The organism is Sphingobacterium sp. NPDC055431, assembly GCF_053644255.1.
Genome location: NZ_JBSHLH010000034.1, coordinates 1 through 19,628, shown reverse-complemented (window position 1 = coordinate 19,628; position 19,628 = coordinate 1). Strand labels below are relative to the sequence as shown.

19 protein-coding genes are annotated in these 19,628 nt (G+C 33.6%); all 19 read right to left on the bottom strand.

The genetic code is table 11. From position 1 onward, the window contains the following. On the bottom strand, positions 1–776 hold a 776-nt coding region (locus tag ACWIB3_RS18395; protein WP_454292354.1), incomplete at its 3' end, for a glycosyltransferase family 2 protein. 18 nt (positions 777–794) lie between these two features. After that, positions 795–1,670: a beta-1,6-N-acetylglucosaminyltransferase gene (locus ACWIB3_RS18390; protein WP_454292353.1), complete on the bottom strand. Its 876-nt coding sequence runs from the start codon at positions 1,668–1,670 to the stop codon at positions 795–797. 2 nt (positions 1,671–1,672) lie between these two features. Beyond that, a complete protein-coding gene (locus ACWIB3_RS18385) occupies positions 1,673–2,512 on the bottom strand; it encodes a beta-1,6-N-acetylglucosaminyltransferase (RefSeq protein WP_313259569.1) in 840 nt (279 codons plus the stop codon). Further along, on the bottom strand, positions 2,509–3,435 hold the full coding sequence (locus tag ACWIB3_RS18380) for a capsular polysaccharide synthesis protein (RefSeq protein WP_454292352.1): 927 nt from the start codon (positions 3,433–3,435) through the stop codon (positions 2,509–2,511). The genes ACWIB3_RS18385 and ACWIB3_RS18380 overlap by 4 nt, the downstream gene beginning before the upstream one ends. 40 nt (positions 3,436–3,475) lie before the next feature. After that, positions 3,476–4,405, bottom strand: coding sequence for a glycosyltransferase family 8 protein (locus ACWIB3_RS18375; RefSeq protein WP_454292351.1), 930 nt, complete (start codon positions 4,403–4,405; stop codon positions 3,476–3,478). 33 nt (positions 4,406–4,438) lie between these two features. After that, entirely contained in the window at positions 4,439–5,359 is a 921-nt protein-coding gene (locus ACWIB3_RS18370) for a glycosyltransferase family 2 protein (protein ID WP_254527403.1), read from the bottom strand. A 6-nt stretch (positions 5,360–5,365) separates the two neighbouring features. Then, on the bottom strand, positions 5,366–5,869 hold the full coding sequence (locus ACWIB3_RS18365; protein ID WP_214648418.1) for a serine O-acetyltransferase: 504 nt from the start codon (positions 5,867–5,869) through the stop codon (positions 5,366–5,368). A gap of 435 nt (positions 5,870–6,304) precedes the next feature. After that, positions 6,305–7,234: a capsular polysaccharide synthesis protein gene (locus ACWIB3_RS18360; RefSeq protein ID WP_454292350.1), complete on the bottom strand. Its 930-nt coding sequence runs from the start codon at positions 7,232–7,234 to the stop codon at positions 6,305–6,307. 4 nt (positions 7,235–7,238) lie between these two features. Next, positions 7,239–8,195: a glycosyltransferase family 2 protein gene (locus tag ACWIB3_RS18355; RefSeq protein ID WP_454292349.1), complete on the bottom strand. Its 957-nt coding sequence runs from the start codon at positions 8,193–8,195 to the stop codon at positions 7,239–7,241. Between the two features lie 107 nt (positions 8,196–8,302). After that, entirely contained in the window at positions 8,303–9,025 is a 723-nt protein-coding gene (locus ACWIB3_RS18350; RefSeq protein ID WP_214649487.1) for a WbqC family protein, read from the bottom strand. 130 nt (positions 9,026–9,155) lie between these two features. Next, positions 9,156–9,797 carry a NeuD/PglB/VioB family sugar acetyltransferase gene (locus ACWIB3_RS18345; RefSeq protein WP_454292348.1) on the bottom strand — a complete coding sequence of 214 codons (642 nt, stop codon included), beginning with the start codon at positions 9,795–9,797 and terminating at the stop codon, positions 9,156–9,158. Between the two features lie 3 nt (positions 9,798–9,800). Further along, complete coding sequence (locus tag ACWIB3_RS18340) at positions 9,801–10,883, bottom strand: DegT/DnrJ/EryC1/StrS family aminotransferase (protein ID WP_454292347.1); 1,083 nt, start codon at positions 10,881–10,883, stop codon at positions 9,801–9,803. A 61-nt stretch (positions 10,884–10,944) separates the two neighbouring features. Continuing rightward, a complete protein-coding gene (locus ACWIB3_RS18335) occupies positions 10,945–12,045 on the bottom strand; it encodes a glycosyltransferase WbsX family protein (protein WP_454292346.1) in 1,101 nt (366 codons plus the stop codon). A 48-nt stretch (positions 12,046–12,093) separates the two neighbouring features. Then, positions 12,094–13,116: a glycosyltransferase family A protein gene (locus ACWIB3_RS18330; protein WP_454292345.1), complete on the bottom strand. Its 1,023-nt coding sequence runs from the start codon at positions 13,114–13,116 to the stop codon at positions 12,094–12,096. 116 nt (positions 13,117–13,232) lie between these two features. Further along, positions 13,233–14,126 (bottom strand): glycosyltransferase, encoded by an 894-nt coding sequence (locus tag ACWIB3_RS18325; protein ID WP_454292344.1) that lies wholly within the window; start codon positions 14,124–14,126, stop codon positions 13,233–13,235. Further along, positions 14,123–15,532, bottom strand: coding sequence for an O-unit flippase-like protein (gene wzx, locus ACWIB3_RS18320; RefSeq protein WP_454292343.1), 1,410 nt, complete (start codon positions 15,530–15,532; stop codon positions 14,123–14,125). The genes ACWIB3_RS18325 and wzx overlap by 4 nt, the downstream gene beginning before the upstream one ends. 8 nt (positions 15,533–15,540) lie before the next feature. Next, positions 15,541–16,995 carry a lipopolysaccharide biosynthesis protein gene (locus tag ACWIB3_RS18315; protein ID WP_454292342.1) on the bottom strand — a complete coding sequence of 485 codons (1,455 nt, stop codon included), beginning with the start codon at positions 16,993–16,995 and terminating at the stop codon, positions 15,541–15,543. Positions 16,996–17,039: 44 nt separating this feature from the next. Beyond that, on the bottom strand, positions 17,040–17,999 hold the full coding sequence (locus ACWIB3_RS18310; protein WP_454292341.1) for an NAD-dependent epimerase/dehydratase family protein: 960 nt from the start codon (positions 17,997–17,999) through the stop codon (positions 17,040–17,042). A gap of 14 nt (positions 18,000–18,013) precedes the next feature. Next, positions 18,014–19,171, bottom strand: a complete 1,158-nt coding sequence (locus ACWIB3_RS18305) for an MraY family glycosyltransferase (protein ID WP_254527412.1) — start codon at positions 19,169–19,171, stop codon at positions 18,014–18,016. Positions 19,172–19,628 lie beyond the last annotated feature (457 nt).

Genomic DNA, 19,628 nt, shown 5'->3' with positions numbered 1-19,628 from the left:
ATATTTAATTTTAAATAATATATTAAGTTACCTAACTTATCTGATAATTCACTGTTTTTTAAATAGTTTTCAACGTCTTCTACATTTGCTGACACTTGTTCAATATGACTATCGGAATAGGTTTTTGTCAATGAAGCGGTATTACTTTGCCCATAGTGATAAAAATGACGATCTAAATATGCTACATTTTTCGCACTACAGAACAATTTAATCGCTACCATCAGATCCTCCCCCATATTTTTACCTTCAATGAATCGAATATTGTGATCAACAAATAATTTTGTCTTGAACAAAAACAGCCATAGGTTCCACCTCATCGTTCCCCTCATCATCTTTTCAATTGCCTCCATCGGTGATTCAAAATTTGGCTGATTCATCTTTCTTTCATTTTTCTCAAAAGTCAGATACCAACTAAATCCCAAAATATCGAGATTCTCTTTTTCAGCCTTTTCAGCTGACAACTCCAAGGCATCATGGTCAATTGCATCATCTGCATCAACAAAATAAATATACTCCCCTTTTACAGCATCCAAACCCGTGTTTCTAGCAGCTGCAACACCCCTATTCACCTCATGGATAATGATTTCTACATCAAACTGTGATTGGTCTCTAAACTTTTCCAACACCTGTAAGCTTTTATCCGTGCTACAATCATTGATGAAAATTATCTGTAAATTTTTGTAAGTCTGGGATGATAAAGAATCCAAACATATATGCAAAGTTTTCTCTGCATTATAAACAGGAACAATTATCGAAATTAGTGGCTTTCTATTCATTTTCAAGTCCCCACAAAACTAAGCTTTATTTGTCTGAACATACTGTAGAATTTTATCTACAACATTGATACTCTTTGAATTAAACTTCCGTGCAAACAATTTATCTGATTGTATTAAATACTCAAAATCAGCATCTTCCCAATCTCTGATCACATTATTTTCCCATCGAATCTCTCGCATACAGCCTCTTCCCTCATCCTTGTAATCATAAACTTTATTTTTGTATACGGAATTCCAACAAATCGTTTGAACTACAATTTCATCACAGCAAAAACTGTTTTGATATATTCGCAAAATCTTATTTTTATCCTTTAATATTAGTTTAACCAAGCCATCAGAAATACTTAACCATTGCGTCCCTTTCTTGAATTCAATACTCTTATTCCTTTTATAACCAATAAGTTCCTGAACTCGAATTAAACTTGCTCTTGCAATTCTTTTCAGTTGATTGGAAACTCCTTCATTCGTTCTAAAAGAACTTGAAAACAAATGGGTCCTTCTTACCTTCCTATCGATTTCTTTACTTATGTCCCCAGTATAAAAACCAATAAACTCCTTTCCTTGGTTGGAGTTAAAAAATTGATGAATGTAATCTTGGGACTTTATTGGCATATCTACCCCTGATAATAAGTGGTAATATTGATAGGACTTGTTTTTTAAGGCTGCCTCGAAAAGATTCAGTTCAGCTTCCACTACAGTTACATCTCCCCATTTAACAACTACGCGGTTTTCCAGAATAAATAATTTCGAAAATTTTACCGCTAAGGTCGGTAACTCTTTAACTTTTGCATCGAAGTGGATATAGATATCATTTCTCACATCATCAAGTGATTCAATAAGTCTGTTTAAAACCTCAAACTCATTATGAGCTAATATCAGGTATGCATGTTTCATAATTAGGATTTAATTCTATCCAATATCTTTTCAACTATTCCAAAATGTGATGAGCTAAATTTCCTTGCAAATAAGCAATTAGATTCAAATAAAGACCCAAGATCTTCTTGAGAAAAAATTGTTGAATTTGCATTACCAACTTTATGCATCAATACCCTATCAGAATACATAATGTTCCAATTTTTTCCAGAATAGACAAGTTCAGTAGGTACGAAAAGCTCATCTCCGCACATGGTATATTTATATTTTTTTAATATTGTTTTCTTTCTAGACAAAAGGAATTTTACGGCGTCATCAGTAATACTAACCCAGTTTGAAGCCTTAATAAAGGTGCGATCTTTATTCACATATACCCCAAGTAGATCCTGCACCTTGATTCCTACCCTCCATAACCTTTGAGACATCAAGCTGGAGTTAAAGCTCTTCATAAATAAATTCATACGATTCCCTTTTCTTTCAAGTTCTTCAGGACTCGAGGGCATCGGAACGAATACTTGGGAAATGGGTATGGATGAGAAATATTCATGAAAGGTATCTTGTTTGACCAATGGGAGATGGACGCCGGAAATCATGTGATAATAGGCATAAGGACCGTTTTGATTTGCCAATTCAAAAAGGGCAAATTCTGCTTCAATCTGGCTGATATCTCCCCACCTAACATCTATCCTGCTTGAATTATCTACAAAAAACAGATTCGAATATTTACTTTTTATTGCAGGTAAATCGTTCACTTTCTTATCAATATGGATGAAGATATCATTTCGACTATCGTCTATAAGATCGACCAGAATTGATAGTATATCAAATTCATTATGAGCTATAATCAGGAATGCGTGTTTCATAATTTATTCGAGTTTTGTAAAAATGCATTCATTTTCTTCATACCATCAGCATCAAAATAGGACATTTTATGAGTTGATGTAAAATTCAAAGCCTCCCCATATTCCATTAATCCTTTTACCCCATTGAATTTAGTCTGAAGGATATGAGGATATACATCACTGACCACTTGACACTGCTTGTCCTTTAATTCCCCTTCTACAAGTTCATTATATAAAATTTGAAAGAAGAAATAATCTATAATTTCATTTTGCGTTCGCCAATAATATAATATCAACTCCAACATATCTGTTATCAAGTCATTGCCTTTCTCAGCATAGATAATGCTGTTTAATACCTTGACTTTAAATTCTTTGTCCCATCCCCAATAAAAGGCATAACTGTTCTCCCAAAAACTCTTTTTTTGCTCCTTATTATCCCTTTGATACATAAAGTAAGGCAAGGATTTAAATTTTTCATCTAATGGAGCTGTCAATAAAATCGTAGCATCCAGCCACACGCCTCCATAAAGACTGAGTAATGAAAGTCGAAGTAGATCAGAAAAAAAAGTTCTCTTAAAAATACCCTTTTCTAATTTTTCAATGACATATTCTGGAAGATCCACATAATCCTTATAATTTGAGTCGTCAATTCGAATTACTAAATAATCGGCTTTATATTGATCTACTGATTCAAAACAATGTTTCACAACCTCAGGAAGAGAAGCATCGCTACAGCCCTGACCCCAATACTGCCAAATAATCCTATCGGTTTGAAATTCTTTTTTAGGGTTTAAATTTTCAAGAACAATTTGACCAGAATAATATTGATCGATTACAGGATGCCAAAAACCAGCAACTTCCTTATGCTTCTTGATAATCTTGGTTTTTCTTATGAATGACCAGATTTGACTAATTATGGGTAATTTCTTTATACTTCCTAGCACCTTTCAATAAATTAGAGAATTGAAAAAAAATTATTAGAAATCAAATATTTTTAATTTTTCGAATTAACGCAATTGAACCTAAACTAACTTTTCCTAAGATTGGCGTTAGCAGTAACTTCGCTAATGATTGTAGTTTCTTATTTGGATTCCATTTTTCTTTATATTCTTGAGGTAAGTCAAAATAATATTTCCACCAAACTTCAAATTTTATGGTCAACTCATTCCATGGTTTTCCTCCTGTATAATGTATTGTTCCAGTTTTTTGAATTTGATTCCAATCAGTCTCCTTATATTTTTTCAGAAAATCAGGCTTGAATTGAGGAAGGAAAAAGGTACGAATTCCATTATATACTGGCGATAGGCCCAAAACTTTCCCTTTACAATAAATATTGAGTACATCCTGGTCTGGGAATTGTAAATAAGGAACTTTCAGACCATCAATAAACTTTTTCGACATATTGTCTTGGCGCATTAACTCCAAGTTCATCAGCAAAAAGCCAGAATTAAAGTAGAAACCGGGCTCACAGCCAATTTCTTCTAAATACGGTATCTGTGATTCCAATGCAGCTTCATAAACGGCAGCTAGGTAGTTACCGTTTAAGTCCATAGATTCATATAATTCACCGAGATCCTTTTGAATGATAACATCGCAATCGGTATAAATTACACGATCATATTGTTTTAGAAGTTCGGGTAATAACAATCGAAATGAGGCAGCAATGGTATATCGCTCATCTACATAAACGCCTTCCAATGCTCCGTCAAGGTTTAGAAACGTGAATTTCATCCGTTGTGGAATTAACTTCGCTAATAAGCCCTGCAGATCCTCAGGAAGGTCTTTTGTTAATAAACAGATTACTTCAAATTGATATTTTGGATTTGAATTTATTAAAATGGAAGACAAACAGGTTACTGCAGGAATAAAATAATTCTCAGTAAATGCGACTACTATTGGAACCGAAACACGCATAAAAAATATAAATTATTAGGACTTTCCTATTAACTAACGTAGTAGTTTGTCCTTAAAAAATCTAAAGTACATAATCATTTTATCCTTTCTACTTAATAATTCACAATTCTCTATACATCTTGCTTTATTTATAGGTAAATTCTTAACAGCTACATTATAATAATCATAAACACATTTTTGATAAAGGGTGTCCCATTGGATTTTCTGCAAACACAGCTTCTCAATTTCATCCTTTGGCTGATGATAATCAATTGCTCGCATCATGGTATAAAGATGAGTAATTGCCTTTATTTTGTGTTCATATTTCGTTTTATCACTTGAAAGATGGATATCTGAGACCCTAAAATCAAATAATAATTGACTTGTATTAGCTATTCCATTTCTAGCCAGTTTCACTGTACTAATAGTATCAGTTCCAAAGGCAAAAGGCAAACTGTCAAACCTTTCTTTTTGGATCACTTTAGTCTTAAACATGTAATTTCCAATACATACAAACGGAATGCCTTTTACCCAGTCATAGACATATTCCATCTGGCTACACTTTTCGGCCAAGATTCCATCGATTTCCAATAGGTCACCAGCATCATTTATTACAGAGACCCTAGCGCGTAAAATATCAACCTCTGGATATTTCTTAATCAACTCTATGCAATTTGCGGTAAATTCAGGATGATAAAGGTCATCATCTGCAGCTAAAACTAAATAATCTCCTTTAGCATAATCAATTGATTTATTCCATTGAGCTACAAGATCTTTCCCTCCAATATTTACTTCGTTTTTATAATAAGAAATTCTTGGGTCCTGATAAGTTGAAACTATTTCATATAAATTTTCTGGAGAATTATCATCTATAATTATTAACTCTATTTCTGAATAAGTTTGATCTAATATACTATCAATTGCTTGTTTAAGGAATTTCGATTTATATGCTGGAAGAACAAATGAAATTAACATACTTGATTATTTTTTAACGATTACCTTACCTGGAATTCCAACAACAGAAACACCTTCCTCAAGGATTGAATTTAACACAATTGACCCTGCTCCAATTTTTACATGATTCGATATTTTAATATCTCCTAAAACTTGGCAACCTTGACCAAAATCCACAAAATCTCCAATGACTGGCAAGCCATTATCATCACTTCCGGTATTACCAATACAACAATTCCCATGAATGGTACAGTTTTCCCCTATCCTTGCTTTTGGGTTGATAATTATGGAACCATAATGTGCCAAGTGCAATCCTAACCCGAAACAACCGGCAGGAATAAAAAACCCAAGCTTTGATCCTAGTTTATTTTTCTTTCTCGTATAATAAAACTTCAACAATTTATTAGGTTGCAAAAAAGTATAATATTCTTCAGATCTTAAGGCAACTACAAATGACCTCAAAAGATATCTTTCAGAACAAAGAATCCAATCAATAATATTTTCCCTAGAAAATCTTGCTGGATAATACATTCTGTCCCCTTTTATATAGTGGCTCTTTGTGTAGTTTTTATATTTATTCAACATGAATATTATGATGCTACGTTCGATTTATTATTTAGAATTTGGCCTATTATACTCTCTCTTTTTATCAAATTGACCTTTGAATAAAATTCAACTAACTCTCTATCTTTTGATGTCAATTTCAAAACAGGAAAATTATTAATGTTCATTTTTTGCCTACATAGGATATAATTAATCCTGTTAAAATCCCAATCACAATTCTCCTGGATAAAAAATGCACTGTCCTCACATTTTTTCAAATACATATTTAACATGAGATAAGCTGGATTTGACAAGTCTTGTGATATCAATTTATAATCCGCTCTTGATTTTAATACTTCAAAAAATCCTTTACTACCATATTTTATTATTGGGGAAAACATTTCCAGCCTACTCACTTAAGTATTATTTATCAAAACAAATCAAACCTAAAATACTTTTTCTCCTTATTAAATTATACTTATAAAACATTTCAATTAATATCCTATCCCCAGAAGTTAACTTGACAATTGGAATAAAGGGCTTTTTCATTGGCGCTCTACATAATGCATAATTTATTTCATAATTATTCCACCCTCGACTTTCTTGTAATAAAAATGCACTATCTTCGCTCTTTTTTAGAAATAAATTAAACAATTCACATTCTCTCATTGCAATTTGTTGTGCCAAATAAACCAATAGATATTCTGGTCTATTAATATTTTGTTTTATCTCCAAATAATCTCTTCTATTTTTCATTAATTCAAAATAATTTTCAGCTCCGACCATTGCAAGGGGAGATAGAACTTTTAACCACATCCCAATCAGTTTATTCCTGGGTTTTGAAGCTAAAAACCAAGACTCAATAACTGGAAAATTAAAATTGATAGTGGAAGTTTCTTTATAATATCCTATAATATCATAGCTTTCAATCGCATTAAGTTCTATTACCCAACTTAAATCTTCATTAAATATTGTTGTTGAATCAATCCAAATTCCTCCATATTTATAAAGTAAATTCAACCTTATTAAATCTGTTTTATTTGCTATTGGCATTTCTCCAGTAATATTAAGATCTGGCAGATATTCTTTGATAGATTCGCTATGGAGTAAATTCACTACAAAATTTGGATTTGTAATCTTTATATGTTCAACTATTTTATCAACATAGCTAGGAAGATTATATGTTTCCCAATACATCCAAATAATTTTAGGGAAATCCTCCTCAACTGTGTCTTTTTCGCGGTTGGAAATTTTTAATATTTTCTCCCCAACAAAATCTGGCAAGATATTTCTAGGTTTGATGTTTACTAAAAAACATTTAACTAACATTAAAAATGAACGAAGTTCTTTCATTGCACTATTTTTTTAAATATTGACCAACTTCCATCCGTCTACTTAACTTTTCCCTTATTAGATTAAAAATAAACCACCTATCATATTTCATTGCTTTAAATAAAAACATATATTTATCCAATTTAATTTTACTTGTATTAAAATATAGTCTTAAATAAAAACCTCTAATACTTTTATTTAATACTTTATTGTATGATTCATTTGCAAAAGCAGACTTAATAGATATTAAGTAATTAATAAATTTTATATAGAAATTATTATCTTGAACTTGGTTTGTTAAACCTCCTTCATGTCTTCTATAGGTTGAAGTATAATCTATTGTACCATAGCCTTTCCCGAAGGTTAATGCATATAAAAACAAAGGAGTATCTCCATACATGAAATTATGCTTTTTAAAAAACTCCTCAAAATTTTTCATTTCTGATGAATTCCTTATTAAAAAAGTGGAAGTATGCGCTGTCCAATTCTCAAGTATTTCAGAACCTTGATACTCTCGATTCATTTCAACTTTAGTCAATTCATTTGTTTGATTAAATTTTCCAGATTCTATTTTAACATGAACATTGGAAAATACAATTGAATATTCAGGATTATTTGTTAAAAATGTCACTTGCTTTTCTAGTTTATGAGGACAAATCCAAAAATCATCACCTTCACAAACTGCTAAAAATCTACCCTTAGCTTGATTAATTATCCACAAAAAGTTCCCAATGGAACCTTTATTAACTTCATGGTTATAATACCTAATAATAACATTAGGCGGACAGGGATTCTCTTTTATATATTTCTCGACCACCTGGTGAGTATTATCTGGTGATTTATCATTCGCAATGATTAATTCAATAACACCATTAAACTCCTGACTAACAACCCCATTGATTGCTTTTAAAATAAAATCTTCATGTCCGTATGTAGTCATTACAACTGAAACATCTACATTTCTTTGTTTATTTTCGTCCATAGTTAAATTCTCAATAGGCTTCCGTGATGAAACAAAAACCTATTATTTGATAAATAGTTACTACTTATGTTAAAAATTGTTGTTTGTTTGGTGTAATTAAAGGGGATCTAAATCAATTCAAATTGATCTAACATATTATGGATTTCTTCTTTTGTATTGAACATCAGAGCATCCAAAATGGACAATCCTGGTTCAAATTCTCTGTATCCTTGTTTATATTCCTGAAGATTGATTTGATGAAAATACATATCAATATCAGCATTGAAATATTTTGTTCGATCGAAGAAACTCATACCTCCAATTGGATTAATATAAGTGAGCTTTGCTCCTAATCTTTTACAGATATTTAATGCCCATTCATCTGAATCTTGAGGTTGATCAATTTTAATTCCCATTTCTGAAAAAATTGATATATCACGCTCCATATCCAAATACTTACATATTTCAGTAAGGACATGGCGGTTCAATGAAGTGATATTATCAAAATCTTTTGAAAATGTCTTTCTCAAAAAATCCATTACTAACTCGTAATTCGGCGCAATTTTCTTATAGATTTGAAATTGAGCTAGTATTTTCTCTTTCCAAGGTTTAGTGTTATCTAAAACACAATCTTTAATTAAGGTAGATCTTCCATTTTCTTTTTTCAATGGAACCTGGATATACAACCATCCTTCCTTTTGCTTTAAAATCCGATTTCTTTCTATCCAACCCCGTCTAATGAATTGGACGGTGTCCAAGAGAATAAACCTATCAGTATGTTTAATCAAACTGATATATCCTAAATAAGGAAAGAAATATGGCTGCATTATACCTATTTTTTTTCTAAGCATAATGAACTTGTTCTAAGATGTTACTATTATTAGCGTGTGTTTAGTGTGTGTGATTTTTTCGAGTACTATATCCCTTTTTATATCATATCACATTTGTTTTAAATTATAATTTTTATTCTAACTATTAACCTTAATAATAATTGTTGGTTTTTATTATTTTCCCTGGCACACCCACAACTGTACTGCCATCCGGAATATCTCTATTTATCACTGAACCTGCCCCTACTACCACTCTCTTTCCGATTGTGACATTTGGCAGGATGGTACAATTTGTTCCCAAGAAGCTCAATTCACCTATTTTACAATGTCCTGAAATCGCAGTTCCAGGGCAAACTTCTACAAAGTCATCAATTATCACATCATGTCCAATCGATGCCATTTGATTGATTAAAACTCCTTTCCCAATCTTAACATCATTGGTAATGACTGAATTCAACATTACATTTACCCCTTCTGCAACCTCCACCCCAAAAGAACCAATCTTACTGGTCTGGGAAATCAATGAATGGGGTATCCCTCCTGCTTCAACAAATTTTCTGAACGCTCCAGCTCTTAATAATGGTCCACCTAATCCTAAAACAAACTTCTTATCGACCTTTTTAAAATAATCACTTGCTTCACTTAAGTTTCGCAGGACTAAAAACTCATTATATAGCTTATCAGGTAAATCAGATGATACATCATCATAAAATACGATATTACTCTTATTTACTGTTTCCAAACAAACCTCCAAAACTTCTTTTGCAAGGCCTTTGGCTCCAAATATTAACATGTTCTAATTATTTTGACTTCTTAAAATAATGCGGCAAATCCAATCCACCTCATCATCTGTCAATTCATAGTACAATGGCAAACATAAAACCCTTTTCGCTATGTCATCAGTAACCTTCATTGATACTGGGTCAAGATAAGGTAGACTTGATGACAAGCTAGGGTAAAAATACCTTCTTGTGAAAATTTCAAATGTATCCAAAGTGGATTTGATTTTTAGTAATAAATCTTCTGACTCTATTACATAAACCAAATATGCACCATTTTGGTTTGAATTTTCATGCCAAACGGGTACTGTTGCTTTAAAATTCTTTAGATTTTCGGAATATCGCTGTATAATTTCTAAACGTCTGCTGATTATCTTGTCCAACCACTTAAAGTTCACCAAGCCCATAGCTGCATGGAATTCCGAATTTTTACCGTTTAACCCCAATTCAGAAAAACTGCTATATCCAGAGATTCCAAAATTTCTCATGTAAGCGATTTTCTTCAACAAATCTGGGTCCTTTGTAACAACCAATCCGCCTTCTATACTGTGATAAAGCTTTGTGGCATGCAAACTACAAGTACTGATATCACCATATTCAAAAATTGATTTACCATTCACTTTTACTCCAAATGCATGTGCCCCATCGTATATCACCTTTAGATTATGCTTTTTGGCAATTTTTTCAATAGCTTCAACATCACATGGATTTCCATAAACATGGGTAGCCAAAATAGCACTTGTATTTGGACCGATTGCCTCTTCAATTTTCTTGGGGTCTATATTCAAAGTTTTAGGATCAATGTCCACAAACTTAGGTGTACAGCCCTCCCAAACAATGGAAGATGTAGTGGCAACGAATGAAAAAGGGGTGGTTATGATTTCTCCGGTTAATTCTAAGGCTTTGATTGCCAATTGAAGTGCTACTGTACCATTAGTAACATATAATAAATGGTTTACATCGAAATAATCCTTTAGCTCCATCTCCAGTTTACTGGCAAGAGGGCCCATATTTGTAAGCCAATTCCTAGACCAAATACTGTCTAAGTATTGCTTATAATCTTCTATTGGAGGTAAAAATGGTTTTGTTACAGGTATCATTTAATTAATTTCGAGTTGGAAAATTAATTAAATGATACCTTTTTTTATTGAAAAGCCTTAATTAATCTTTTGTTTGTAGGACATCCTTTACAACCTCCAGATATTTATGACCGAATTTTAAATCTGGCTCCAAATGGTTGCCTTCAGCCCATTCATTCCAAGATTTAATAAAAACAATCTGATTCTCGGGATCATATTTTTTCACCATCCTGACCGCATTGACCATTGCCTTCTTAAATAGTTCAGGCGTAGAATCATGAAGTATAAATCCATTTAATCCGCTTCTTGGGCTGTTATCCCAATTTGGAATCACGGTTGGATAATAAATATTGTCGCCCGAATTCTCATCAAATTCTTGAATAGCATCCTTATAGTAATAAATCCTAACAGGACGCTTAAATATTTTTTTATAATACTTATTTAATCTACTTGTCTTCGCTCTCCTATATATGTCAACAAATTTATTTGCAGATCTTAAATAAGAATCCTTTGTATGAACCGCAGGAGTTAGAGCATCAAATCCGTACTTTTCAGTATCCCAATCTGGATCGACATTAGTCGCAACTAAATGAATGCCTTCGAGACCATTCTCGCCAGCTAATCTCCTAAATGTGGAAACAAACAACGGCAAATCAGGAATTTCCATTGGTTTATACACCATAAATAATGGTTTCCCATCAACCTTAAAATAACGTTTGTCCTTAAATGCAGGTAATATGCTATTGAAATGATCAATATAATCTTGCTCTCCTGGATAAACCTGTTCAACGAGAATAGTTTTGGGATTACCATGCCAGATTCCGCTCCAGGTTTCATTTGCCCAGGCTAGACAAAAAGGGAAATCTGGCGTACCCGAATCCAAAACCTCTTGAAATGGCCGTTCCAATATCCGGCGCCCATTCCCAAACCAATAATGCCAATAACAAAAGGCAGAAATTCCATATTTCTTTGCCAAATCTGCCTGCGCAATCCGTGCTTCAGAAAGACGTAAGTCGTAGAAACCCAAGTCGGCAGGAATATGTGGTTGATAGTGCCCCGGAAACATTGGTTTTGCTTTTGCAACATTTGTCCATTCTGTAAAACCTTTCCCCCACCATTCATCATTTTCTTTAATTGGATGAAATTGTGGAAGATAGAATGCGATTGCCTTTACTTTCCCCATGATATATTAACTAATAGGTAAATAAATAAAATAGTTCAGTTTTGTTGATTAAATCTCCCTAAGTCGTTGTTTCTCAATAACTTTATTGTACCTAAATAAAATACCAAGAAATTTACGCCAAATGAATAAAGATCTACCAAAAATCGCGCCTGAAATGGTTAAGTAGTAGAAAAATGGCTTATAAAATTTCAAAATCCCTTGGGTGTTCAAAGCCTTCCGAATACAGGTGTTTAAACTTGCAATAAAATATTCTTGATTTTCGGGAGAAATAGTCATTAATTTCACATGGGAATACTGTTTTAGAATTCCAAAATTGTCAACTTCCTTATAGCTTAAATCAATATCTTGAAGAAAACTTTCCAAAATAAAGAACTGATCCACTAATCTCCGTCTTTCATTTTGTACGGAAATAGTAACTGAATTAGGATTATGTCTGTAGAAATAAGTTTCTCTGAAATTGAAGGCTAAACTTTTTATGTACTTCCTTAAATGATAGGTCCACAGCACATCTTCATTCACAATACCCTCCATGAAGTAGATTTCATGCCTCTTTAAGATATCCAAGCGAATAAGCTTATTGCAAGGTGAAATAGGTAAGCTATTGAAAATGTTTGCCCGGACCCAGTGTATGTCACAAGAATAATCTGGATATCCTTTACCAGAAATTTTCAGAACATGGTTGATATTTGCAACCTCACTTAAAATTTCCCCTTGAACGATATCTACACCTGGATGTTTAAATACATGATATACCAACTCATCAATACAAGTTGAAGAAATTGCATCATCACTATCTAAAAAATAAATATAATCGGACTGGCTTTCTCTGATCCCTCGATTCCTAGTTCCTGAAGCCCCTAGGTTTTTATCATTCTTGAGCAACTTAAAATTGATTGGTCCATTATAGCTATCAATTTTCTTTAGAAGAATATCAAAGCTTGCATCAGTACTCCCATCGTCAATGAACATGCAGGTCAAATAAGGATAATTCTGAAGAGCAACCGACTCAAAACACTCTCTGATGTACTTTTCAACATTAAAAACCGGAACAATTACTGTTACTTGGATCATGGGTCCAATATAGGGATATATTAATAAATTGTAAAATATTAGGACAATATTTTAATTACAATTTTCTAATAATTCACACAAAAGAACCATGCTAATTTTTACTCTCCCGAAAACCCTTATTTTATCTTTAAACTTAAGCCAATTGAATATAACAGAAAATATACAGCACCCAATATACCAAACAAGGAATAAATCTCCGATATATAGGCTAACCCGACTTCAGATTTATACTTTCTTATTGCAATTAAAAAGTTCCTCTTATCTTGGACCCCCCTATTGCTATGGATCAATAGCTGTGCAAAATCCTTCAAATACTTTTTTGTAGCATCCGACTTTTCAACTTGATTCTTTTCAGAACCGGAGGTACTGTTTTTAAAAACCCTCACTACCACACTGGAATCACTGATAAAGTAAATTTTATTGAACCCTGACATACTCAAGATCAAAAAATCATCTGTGTGCCAAGCTAGAGGATAAATTTCAAAACCGACATCATTAAACCTGTCTCTCCTAAAAACATGCTCACTTAAGCTACTGTTCAGCCCTCCCCCAATCTTTCTTAATATTAGATTATAGGTGTCATAGTAACCAGTTCTAAATCCATTATAAAACCTAACTTCCTTGTCACCTACAAAATCAAGGACTGTATAAAATTTTAACACATGACAGCAAGAATCGATGAAGGCTAAATTCTTATAAAACTCTTCTACAAAGTTTGAGGAGATGGAATCGTCATCACCCAATATTTGAAACCAAGGTTCTTTAACCTCAGTCAAAATTCTCATCCATTGAAAGGCCAAATTTTTCCCACCTAAGTTGTCTGAATAATTAAAATAGAAATACTGGTCTGATGATAAATATTTTTCAATGATAGGTAAAGGGTCATCCGGACTTAAATCGTTTCCTATGTAAACAGAAAACCTCTTATTGCTTTGGTTAGCTAAAGATTTTATACATTCTTCAAAATAATCAATCTTGAAATAAGGAATTACTATTGCTAATTCGTTCATCTCAGGAGCTTAACTTTTAAAATGGTTTGCTTAAAACCAAGGCGCAAAATCTTCAAATAGCTGGTTGAAAACTCTTGACATACCAGTAGTGGCCACTTCCAATTCGCATAAGCCAATTGTACTATCCCTTGGACTAGAATTAACCCTAAAACTCCAAACGAAAGATAATTTAAAACCAGGAAATCACCGATTGCAACAAAAAAACCTGCAATGATGGACGACTTCAAAAAAGGAACTTCATTTTTGGTCACTATCAAAGTTCCAAAGTTGGAATGGTTATTTTCTAGAATGACAACTAAACAATATGCCATCATGATATAGGCATTTGGCAAAACTGCATTAGAACCTATAAATTCAAGTACCATTGGGCCCAAGAAAATCAAAAAAGTGGCCCCCATAATGAATAAGGATAGATACACAAACAATGCAAAGGAGAAAGTTTGCATCAGCTCCTTTGATTTCCCTGAGATTCGCAGCGAAGCAAATGTAGGGTTATAACTGTTGATCAATGTTCCTGAAACCACCCCTATAATACCCACCAATTGGATTAACAGACCATAAGATGCAACCTCCTCACTGCTCAGGTATAAACCTGCTAAAAACATACTGAGGTTATTTATGGCATATGCAGAGATAAACACCAATCCCAATCTACTTGAATTGTGCCAAATCTTTAGAAACAACTCCTTTCTTTCTTCAGGCTTTGGTTTTATCCCTTTCAGCTTTTCCTTGAAATCACGGTCATAAAAGAACCGGTAAGAAATGAATCTATATACAAAGGTGGAACATAGACTGGAAATCGCCACACCAAAAAGTCCATAGCCCACGTACAAAAAGGAGATGGCTAGAGAAATATAGACAACTTTGGAGATGATCCCGGCAATCTTGGCTTTGCGGATCAATCCCCGTCCTATCAACAAAGAATCAAAATAAGTAAAATAGAAACTCAGAAAGATGGAAATAATGGTAAATATCCAAATCCAGATCACATGGTTCACACTTGTAAAACCGTTGGTGACACTGTAGATATACCAGGTCCCAAACGTACAAAGAACTATCCCAGAAAAAATAGCAATCCGTAGATACACGAATTTTGCCGTATTGATCATATTGGCGAGTAGACTATAATTAATCTCTCCTAATCCATTTACATCTTGGATACCCTTTTTTTGAATTTCTTGGGCCCCACTAAATACATAGGTAATATTCCTTCCGAACTGCGGTGCAAAACCAAAATCGAACAAAGCAACCATGGACCCCAAGGATCCAATCAAGTAGTTTAATGCAATTTCCTCTGTTGAAAGTAATCTTAAAATAATAGGAAGGATGAAAATACCTGAAGCTATTCCAAAAAATTGCGCTAAATAACTCCAAATAACATCCTTTTTGGTCAATTTAACGCCCATAAAGTTGTTTAAGTCTCTTTATTCTTGCGGCTACCTTTAATTAAGTCAATTAAAATAGCCAATTCCTTAGTCTTTAATAGATAAGCAACGCCAAAATAAGTACACAAATATATGGAAACAGATATTATCAAACGAATTAAATCGTGATAATTTATAAGTAAATATTGATCAATTAGGAAAACGAGCGCGCCTACAATTAACGCCCTAATAATACTCGGCAACAAATCAGCAAATTGCCTCCAAATAGGGTAATTTATAAACTTAGATGTGTAATGGGTATTTATGAAAACCGTAATGACTGAAATAATAACACTACCCCAGACCAAACCAATTATACCAAATGGCAAACAGCATAAAATGACCGAAACAATAACTATCTTTTTGAAAACCTCAATTTTCAAATAAAGATCGGACCTACCTTTTGCCTGCAAGATATTCAGGTTATAGACATGGATCGGATAAAAAATCCCTCCTATTGATAAGATTTGAAAATATTGGACTGAAGGCAACCATTTATCCGTCAATAAAAAACGGATCAATGGCTCTGCAACTACTACCATTAATACTGACATTGGAGCTATCAGAAAGATTACAACCAAAATAATGCTTTGATAATACTTTTTCAAAGCGACATCATCATTGGCTAGCTTGGCAAATAGTGGAAAAGTAACCCTATTTAATGCTCCAGCTATATTTGTAATTGGCAATTGTTTTATCGAATCTGCCCTATTATAATAACCCAATTGCGTTGGGGAAAACTTCTTACCAATGATAATGTTGTACAAATTATTGAAAATCGTATCCAATAAAGAAGAAGCGGTCATTTTAACACCAAAGGAAAAATGGTATTTGAATTTTTCTTTGTCAAAGACAAAAGAAGGCCTCCAATTACTATACAACCAATATTGTAAAGTATAAACAAAATTTTGAACTAGGGAAGAATAAATCAGTGACCAAACACCGAACCCATGGGTTGCAAAGAAGATCCCAGATGCACCACCCGCCAGCATGGATGGTAACTGAATCTTGAATGCCTTTTTGAAATCCATCTCTTTAATGACCTTCGTTGCTTGAACTGCCGCAAATGAATCAATGATTAAGATTATGGCATAAGTCCTTATTAACCCTGTAAGAACCGGGATTTCATAAAAAGCGGCAACAAGTGGAGCGGTAAAAAAGATGATGCAGTACAGGATAACACTGACACCAAAATTGAACCAGAACACAGTGGACATATCCCTTTGGTCGACATCTTGACTTCGTATAAGGCTATTTGTCAATCCCCCGTTTACCAAAACAGCGGATACACTCATAATTACCCCATACAAAGCAATTGTTCCAAAATCAGATGGCAATAAAACTCTTGCTAAAACCAGGTTTATGACAAAACCGATCAGTTGCGAACCAAACTGTTCAGCAAAAACCCAAAATACTCCTTTAGCAGCTTGCTCTTTAAGCCCCATGCTTTATAGTTTCAAAATTTTTAATATAAAATTATGATTTTATATTATTTCCCGAATTCTGCATTCAACATTCTCCTTAAGCCTTCCTCCATAGAATATGGGGGAACAAAACCTGAAGACATCGCTTTTGTAGAATCATATTTAGTAACTGCACAGAATTTCTTCACGCGAACAGAACTGATCGTCAGTTTTTTCCGGCTTAAAAATGCCAACACATCAAAGCCGTAACCTCCTAGCATCCCGATCCAGTAAGGAATATGGGTAGTCGGAATCTTTTTACCCAAAATCTCACCAGTATGATAAACCAAATCATTGGTAGTAAAATCGGGCTTGTCTACATAGTTATATACATGATAACCCTCTCGCTTATGTTGAATTAAGAATTCTAGAAATGCAACGACATTCCCAACATAGGACATAGACTTTTGATTTTTTCCATCACCGATCATCATGAATTTACCTGATGCAATTTGATTCAACAGGTTAAAAACATTCCCTCTGTTACCTTCTCCAAATATCACTGTAGGGCGAACGATATTGATGTTCCAGTCAGCATGGGTCTTATACCATTCTTGAAGAACCTGCTCAGCCTCCCATTTACTCTTACCGTAATGGTTAAATGCATCCGCTGGAAAAGATTCATCCGGATTATCCTTATCCAAGCCATAAACCGCTACAGAACTGGTAAAGATCAGCCTGCTAACACCATTAGCTTCCATGGCTTCTAGGGTATGCCTCATCCCTTCCACATTCACATCATAATAAAGTGACGTCGGAGAAACATCATCCCTATGCTCTGCTGCTAACAAAATCACCACATCTAGCCCCTTCAAAAGCTCTTTTAATCGAACTTTATCAAGAACATTCGCAATTTTTGTCAACTGTGGATAACTAGAACTTTGTTGTTTATCAATATTGATAAGGTTTAGTGTGGGAGTATCAATGAGGTTTCCAATTAGCTTTGTGCCAACAAAACCTGAACCACCGATAATAGCTATATTCATCTATAATCTAAATGTTATATTTTATTTATTAATGTGACTGAAACTGCATCTGGAGCTTCCCCAGCTTTAACCTCTTTAACCTGAGCCTCAGTAAACTGAGCAGTTTCTACTTTTATCGTTCCTTGTTCCATTTCCTGATTAACAAGTTTAGCGTTTCTTTTGTTCACAAAATAATTGAAGGTCAATGTAAACAAGAACCACAAAACAAGATCCAAAAGAACAACTACATTATTGCTAATGAATTGAACGGTGATAATATTAAAAGCACAGAAAAACAAAGAGAGACCAATGATACTCATCATGGCACTCTTATGTGATAGGCCTGATCGAAGTAATTTATGGTGCAAATGGCTACGATCTGCCTTGAATAAAGGCAAGCCCTTGTACCATCTGATAAATATTACCCTTGCTACATCAAAAACAGGAACGATCAATGTCGAGAAAGCTACAACAATAGCTCCTTCAGAAAAAGGCTTGATACTCTTATTGTTCATAGCAAAGCTAATGGCTAGAAATGCCATGGTATATCCTAAGGTCATACTGCCAGTATCACCCATAAATATCCTTCTCCTCCTTTTGGATGCACCAAAAACATTGTAATAGAAGAATGATATTAAAATACCTGTTGTAATAAATGCTAACAAGGCATGGATCCAGGCATGATAGAATGCAAATAAGGTCCCTAATACCAAACAGCCAACGCCAACCAGGCCAGAACATAATCCATCCAAACCATCAATCAGATTGATCGCATTGATGATAAGTACAGCAGCAAAAATTGTGAGCGGAATGCCAGCCCATGCTGGCAGATAAGTTAGGAACATCAATCCATAAAGATCATTGATCCATAATCCAGCTAGAGGAAAGAATGTAGCTACCAAAATCTGTGCAACAAACTTCCATTTATAGCTTACTCCAATTAAATCATCTGCTATCCCAATGATATAAAGAATTACCAGACCACAAATTAACATGATGAACATCGGAAATACTTCCCATGTCACAATGCCTAAATTGACAAAATTAGTCTTATAAACTAATACAACGGTAATGGCTAATAAACAACATTGAATGGGAACAAATGCAACTCCACCTAATCTAGGGATAATACTCTGGTGGACTTTTCTAGCATCGATGGGATCAAATAACCTCTTCCTATATGTTATAAGCATAATATATGGGATGATAATCTTCCCAAGAAATATGGCTAATAAGAAAGGAACAAGTAGAATGATAAACTCCATCGACTTAATTTTTTAGACTTTAGTTGAAAGCTGATTTAGTAACACTATATCTAACCAACGATTTAATTTTGCTTTATAAAATGAGCATTTGTTTGGAACAAATTTATAACATATTTAAAGGGCAAACGACTGATTAAGCCTATCCACACCTTATATTTCTCAATTTGTAGCCCAAACCTTACACCCTCATTTATGTGCTTAAACATCTAATTTCTAAGACTTATCAAATTTACTTAGCCCTAATTAATACCATTAAGCCAATTATTAAACCCATAATTTAGAGGTATGGAACAATATCTAGATTATTGCAAAGGAATTAATACCATAACCCCAGCAAAAGGAACTGAAATCAATAATTATATTATAAAAATAGAAAATTTAAAAT